Source organism: Pseudomonas sp. SDT291_1_S447 (genome assembly GCF_054070155.1).
Genome location: NZ_JBSVXS010000205.1, coordinates 1 through 5,371, shown reverse-complemented (window position 1 = coordinate 5,371; position 5,371 = coordinate 1). Strand labels below are relative to the sequence as shown.

General features: G+C 62.4%; 4 protein-coding genes. All 4 read left to right on the top strand.

Going from position 1 to position 5,371, the window contains the following annotated elements:
• Positions 1–73 precede the first annotated feature (73 nt).
• The 4 genes from glcD (at position 74) to hglS (ending at position 5,313) form a co-directional block, all read left to right on the top strand.
• Complete coding sequence (glcD, locus tag ACW9IR_RS28520) at positions 74–1,573, top strand: glycolate oxidase subunit GlcD (RefSeq protein WP_457465961.1); 1,500 nt, start codon at positions 74–76, stop codon at positions 1,571–1,573.
• Positions 1,573–2,622, top strand: a complete 1,050-nt coding sequence (gene glcE / locus ACW9IR_RS28515; protein ID WP_457465959.1) for a glycolate oxidase subunit GlcE — start codon at positions 1,573–1,575, stop codon at positions 2,620–2,622. Before glcD ends, glcE begins: the two co-directional genes overlap by 1 nt.
• 2 nt (positions 2,623–2,624) lie before the next feature.
• The gene (gene glcF, locus ACW9IR_RS28510; protein ID WP_457465957.1) at positions 2,625–3,845 is read left to right on the top strand and encodes a glycolate oxidase subunit GlcF; all 1,221 of its coding nucleotides are present in this window, start codon (positions 2,625–2,627) and stop codon (positions 3,843–3,845) included.
• Between the two features lie 88 nt (positions 3,846–3,933).
• Positions 3,934–5,313, top strand: a complete 1,380-nt coding sequence (hglS, locus tag ACW9IR_RS28505) for a 2-oxoadipate dioxygenase/decarboxylase HglS (protein ID WP_457465955.1) — start codon at positions 3,934–3,936, stop codon at positions 5,311–5,313.
• Positions 5,314–5,371: the final 58 nt, after the last annotated feature.

Here is a 5,371-nt window from a genome sequence, read left to right as displayed (position 1 = left end):
CCAGTGACGCGGAGCGTCACGGGCTGCATTCCCACGCAGAGCGTGGGAACGATCAGCAAGGGGTAAGCCTGAGATGAACATTCTTTATGACGAACGCCTCGACGGCCCGCTGCCGCAGGTGAACAAAGCCGAATTTCTCAAGGCCCTGCAGCACGCGCTACCTGACCTCGACATTTTATGGCGCGAGGACGAACTCAAACCCTACGAATGCGACGGCCTCTCCGCCTACCGCACCACGCCGATGCTGGTCGCCCTGCCCCGTCGACTCGAGCAAGTGCAAACCCTGCTCAAACTCTGCCATCAGAGGAACGTCCCGGTGGTTGCCCGTGGTGCCGGCACCGGCTTGTCCGGCGGCGCCTTGCCGCTGGAGCAGGGCCTGCTGCTGGTGATGGCGCGCTTCAACAATATCCTGCACATCGACCCCGACGCGCGCACCGCGCGGGTTCAACCGGGGGTGCGCAATCTGGCGATTTCCCAGGCAGCGGCGCCCTTCGGCCTGTATTACGCGCCGGATCCATCGTCGCAGATCGCCTGCTCGATCGGCGGCAACGTGGCGGAAAACGCCGGCGGTGTGCATTGCCTCAAGTACGGATTGACCGTGCACAACCTGCTGAAAATCGAAGTGCTGACCATCGAAGGCGAACGCCTGACCCTCGGTTCGGATGCACTCGACTCAGCGGGTTTCGATCTGCTCGCGTTGTTCACCGGTTCCGAAGGCTTGCTGGGGATCATCACCGAAGTCACGGTCAAACTGCTGCCCAAACCGCAAGTCGCGAAAGTCCTGCTGGCCAGTTTCGATTCTGTGGAAAAGGCTGGCCGCGCGGTCGCCGAGATCATCGCGGCGGGGATCATTCCCGGCGGCCTGGAGATGATGGACAACCTCGCCATTCGCGCCGCTGAAGATTTCATTCACGCCGGTTACCCGGTCGATGCCGAGGCGATTCTGCTGTGCGAACTCGATGGCGTCGAAGCCGATGTTCACGACGATTGCCAGCGGGTGCGCGAGGTCATGACCGCGGCCGGCGCCACCGAAGTGCGTCAGGCCCGTGACGAAGCGGAACGCGTGCGCTTCTGGGCCGGACGCAAAAATGCTTTCCCGGCCATCGGCCGTTTGTCGCCGGACTATTACTGCATGGACGGCACCATCCCGCGCCGCGAATTACCCGGCGTCCTGCAAGGCATCGCCCGCCTCAGTGAAGAATACGGTTTGCGCGTGGCCAACGTGTTCCATGCCGGCGATGGCAACATGCACCCGCTGATTCTGTTCGACGCCAACCAACCCGGCGAACTGCACCGCGCCGAAGCCTTGGGCGGCAAGATCCTCGAACTGTGCGTGCAAGTTGGCGGCAGCATCACCGGTGAACACGGCGTCGGCCGCGAGAAAATCAATCAAATGTGCGCGCAGTTCAACAGCGACGAACTGAGTCTGTTTCACGCGGTAAAAGCCGCGTTCGACCCACAAGGCCTGCTCAATCCCGGCAAGAACATTCCGACCCTGCACCGCTGCGCCGAATTCGGCGCGATGCACATTCACGCCGGGCAATTGCCGTTCCCCGAACTGGAGCGTTTCTGATGGCCGATGTCGACGCCGCCAGCGCCCTGCTCGATCAGGTCAACGAAGCGCGGGCCAATGCCACGCCGCTGAAAATTCAGGGTGGCAACAGCAAAGCCTTTCTCGGCCGCGAGGTCGCCGGCGAAGTGCTCGACACCCGCGCCCATTGCGGCATCGTCCGTTACGAGCCGACCGAACTGGTGATCACGGCGCGCTCCGGCACGCCTCTGTCCGAGCTGCTGGCGGTGCTGGACGCTGCCGGACAGATGTTGGCTTGCGAACCGCCGGCATTCGGCGAAGGTGCCACCGTCGGCGGCATGATCGCCACGGGGTTGTCCGGTCCACGACGACCGTGGTCTGGCTCGGTGCGCGACTTTGTCCTCGGCACGCGGGTGATCACCGGCCTCGGTCAGCACCTGCGTTTCGGCGGCGAAGTGATGAAAAACGTCGCCGGTTATGACCTGTCGCGGCTGATGGCCGGCAGTTACGGCTGCCTCGGCGTGCTCACCGAAGTGTCGCTGAAAGTCCTGCCGAAACCACGGCAGTGCCTGAGCATTCGCCTCGACATGGACTGCGCGCGGGCGCTGGCCAAGCTTGCCGAGTGGGGCCAGCAACCGCTGCCGATCAGTGCCGCGTGTCACGATGGTCAGAGCCTGTATCTGCGGCTCGAGGGCGGCGAAGGCTCGGTGACGGCGGCGCATCAACGCCTCGGTGGTGAACCGCTGGATTCAGGGTTCTGGCGCGATCTGAATGAGCAGCGTCTAGGGTTTTTCAACGAAGGTCTGCCGCTGTGGCGCTTGTCGTTGCCGAACAATCTCGGACCACTGGATCTGCCCGGCGAGCAACTGATCGACTGGGCCGGTGCACAACGCTGGCTGAAATCCGACGCGGCGCACATTCATATCCTCGCTCAGGAACTCGGCGGCCATGCCACCTGCTTTACCCACGGCGCCTGCTCTTCGCCATTCCAGCCGCTGGCCTGGACACTGCTGCGCTATCACCGGCAACTCAAAGCGCAACTCGACCCGCAAGGGCTGTTCAACCCCGGGCGCATGTACGCGGAGTTCTAGCCATGCAAACCACCCTCAGCGAACAATCGCGACAACTGCCCCGCGCCGCCGAGGCGGAAAAGATTCTGCGCACCTGCGTGCATTGCGGCTTTTGCAACGCGACATGCCCGACCTATCAGTTGCTCGGCGATGAACTCGATGGCCCGCGCGGGCGCATCTACTTGATCAAACAAGTGCTCGAAGGCGCACCCGCGACGGCGCAGACGCAACTGCATCTGGACCGCTGCCTGTCGTGCCGCAACTGCGAAACCACCTGCCCGTCCGGCGTCGACTATCACAACCTGCTCGACATCGGCCGCGCGGTGGTCGATCAAGCAGTGCCGCGTCCGGCGTCCCAGCGCCTGTTGCGCGAAGGGTTGCGCGCATTAGCGCCGAATCCGGGATTGTTCAAAGGCTTGCTGCGCATGGGCACGACGTTTCGGCCGCTGTTGCCGCGAGTGCTCGAAAGCAAACTGCCGCAGCATCTGCCGTTTTCCGGTTTGCGCCCCGCCCCGCGCCATGCCCGGCAGGTGTTGTTGCTTGAAGGCTGCGTACAACCGGGGTTGTCGCCAAATACCAATGACGCCACGGCGCGGGTGCTGGATCGCTTGGGCATCAGTGTCACCCCGGTGGCCGAGGCCGGTTGTTGTGGTGCTTTGGACTATCACCTCGACGCGCAAGCCAAAGGTCTCGACCGCGCCCGACAGAACATCGACGCCTGGTGGCCGCACCTGCAAAACGGCGCCGAAGCGATTGTGCAGACCGCCAGCGGTTGCGGCGCATTCATCAAGGATTACGGGCATTTGCTGGCAGACGATCCGGTGTATGCGGCCAAGGCCCGGGAAATCAGCGAGCGCACGCTGGATCTGGTGCAGGTACTCGCGCAGGAACCGCTGGAGCAGATCTGCGCCGCCACTGAACGGCGGATTGCCGTGCATTGTCCGTGCACGTTGCAGCACGCGTTGAAACTGGGCGGCGCGGTGGAAGCTGTGCTGACCCGCCTCGGTTTCAATCTCACCGCCGTGCCCGACGGCCATTTGTGCTGCGGCTCGGCGGGTACGTACTCGCTGACGCAACCGGTGCTGGCCCGGCAACTGCGCGACAACCGCCTCAACGCGCTGGAGAGTGGCCGCCCTGAGCTGATCGTCACTTCCAACGTCGGCTGCCAGAGCCATCTGGGCAGTGCCGGACGCACGCGGGTGATGCACTGGATCGAACTGGTGGATCAGTCGTTGGCAGAATGAAGTTCGTAGGATTCTTCGTTTGCCCGCGTGCGAGAAGGCTGCGATCTTTTCCCTCATCCATTCCGTGACCGTGGCAGGAATTTTTTTCATGACCGTGCAGCCGTTCGTCAGCCCCGACCTGATCCGCCAACGCTTCTCCAAAGCGATGTCCGACATGTACTGCGAAGAAGTGCCGCTGTACGGCGCGCTGATGCAATTGGTCGAGCAAACCAACCGCGAGGTGCTTGCCGATCAGCCGGACATCGCCCGGCAACTCAACAGCACCGGTGAAATCCAGCGGCTGGACATGGAGCGCCATGGCGCCATTCGCGTCGGCACCGCGACGGAACTGGCCACCCTCGCCCGCCTGTTTGCGGTGATGGGCATGCAACCGGTGGGTTATTACGACCTGACCCCGGCGGGCGTGCCGGTGCATTCCACGGCTTTTCGCGCAGTGCATGAGGACGCGCTGCAAGTCAGCCCGTTTCGGGTGTTTACGTCGTTGTTGCGCCTGGAGTTGATTGAAGATTCCGAACTGCGCGACTTTGCCGAATCCGTGCTGGCCAAGCGTTCGATCTTTACCTCGGAGGCGTTGCGCCTGATCGCGCAAGCTGAAACCGCGGGAGGACTGAATGAAAGCGAAGCCGAGGCATTCGTCCTACAGGCACTGGAAACCTTTCGCTGGCATCACAGCGCCACGGTTACTGCCGCGCAATACCAGACTTTAAGCGCCCAACACCGCTTGATCGCCGACGTCGTGGCGTTCAAAGGCCCGCACATCAATCACCTGACGCCACGCACGCTGGACATCGACAGCGTCCAGGAACAGATGCCGGCCCATGGCATCACCCCAAAAGCGGTCATCGAAGGCCCGCCGCGCCGGCAATGCCCGATCCTCTTGCGTCAGACCAGTTTCAAGGCGCTGGACGAGCCGATCGCCTTCACCGATCAGAACCAGATCCGTGGCAGTCACAGCGCGCGTTTCGGCGAAATCGAACAGCGTGGCGCGGCACTCACCCCCAAAGGCCGGGCGCTGTATGACCGCTTGCTGAATGCCGCGCGCGATGAACTCGGCGACTTCCCCAACGAAGCCAACGCCGCACGCTACAACGCGCTGATGGCTCAGCACTTTGGCGAATTTCCTGACAGTGTCGAAGGCATGCGAGACCAAGAGTTGGCGTACTTTCGCTATTTCGCCACGGAAAAAGGTCTGGCTGCTGGAGGACTTGGGCAGTCGTCTCTGGAGGACTTGTTACGCGATGGTTATGTGAAAGCGGAACCGTTGGTGTACGAAGATTTCCTGCCGGTGAGTGCGGCGGGGATTTTTCAGTCGAACCTTGGTGATGCGGCGCAGGCGCATTACGGCGAGCATTCCAATCGGCAGGCTTTCGAGCAGGCGCTGGGGCGCGCGACCATTGATGAGTTGGGGTTGTATGCCGCGACGCAGCAGCGTTCGATTAATGAGTGCCTGACACAACTTACGCGTTGAAAAATCAAAAGATCGCAGCCTTCGGCAGCTCCTACGGTGGAAATGCATTCCAAGTGTA

Excerpts from the sequence above, each read along its gene's own strand:
- glcF (WP_457465957.1), top strand. The coding sequence starts at position 2,625 with ATGCAAACCACCCTCAGCGAACAATCGCGACAACTGCCCCGCGCCGCC.
- glcE (WP_457465959.1), top strand. The coding sequence starts at position 1,573 with ATGGCCGATGTCGACGCCGCCAGCGCCCTGCTCGATCAGGTCAACGAA.
- hglS (WP_457465955.1), top strand. The coding sequence starts at position 3,934 with ATGACCGTGCAGCCGTTCGTCAGCCCCGACCTGATCCGCCAACGCTTC.
- glcD (WP_457465961.1), top strand. The coding sequence starts at position 74 with ATGAACATTCTTTATGACGAACGCCTCGACGGCCCGCTGCCGCAGGTG.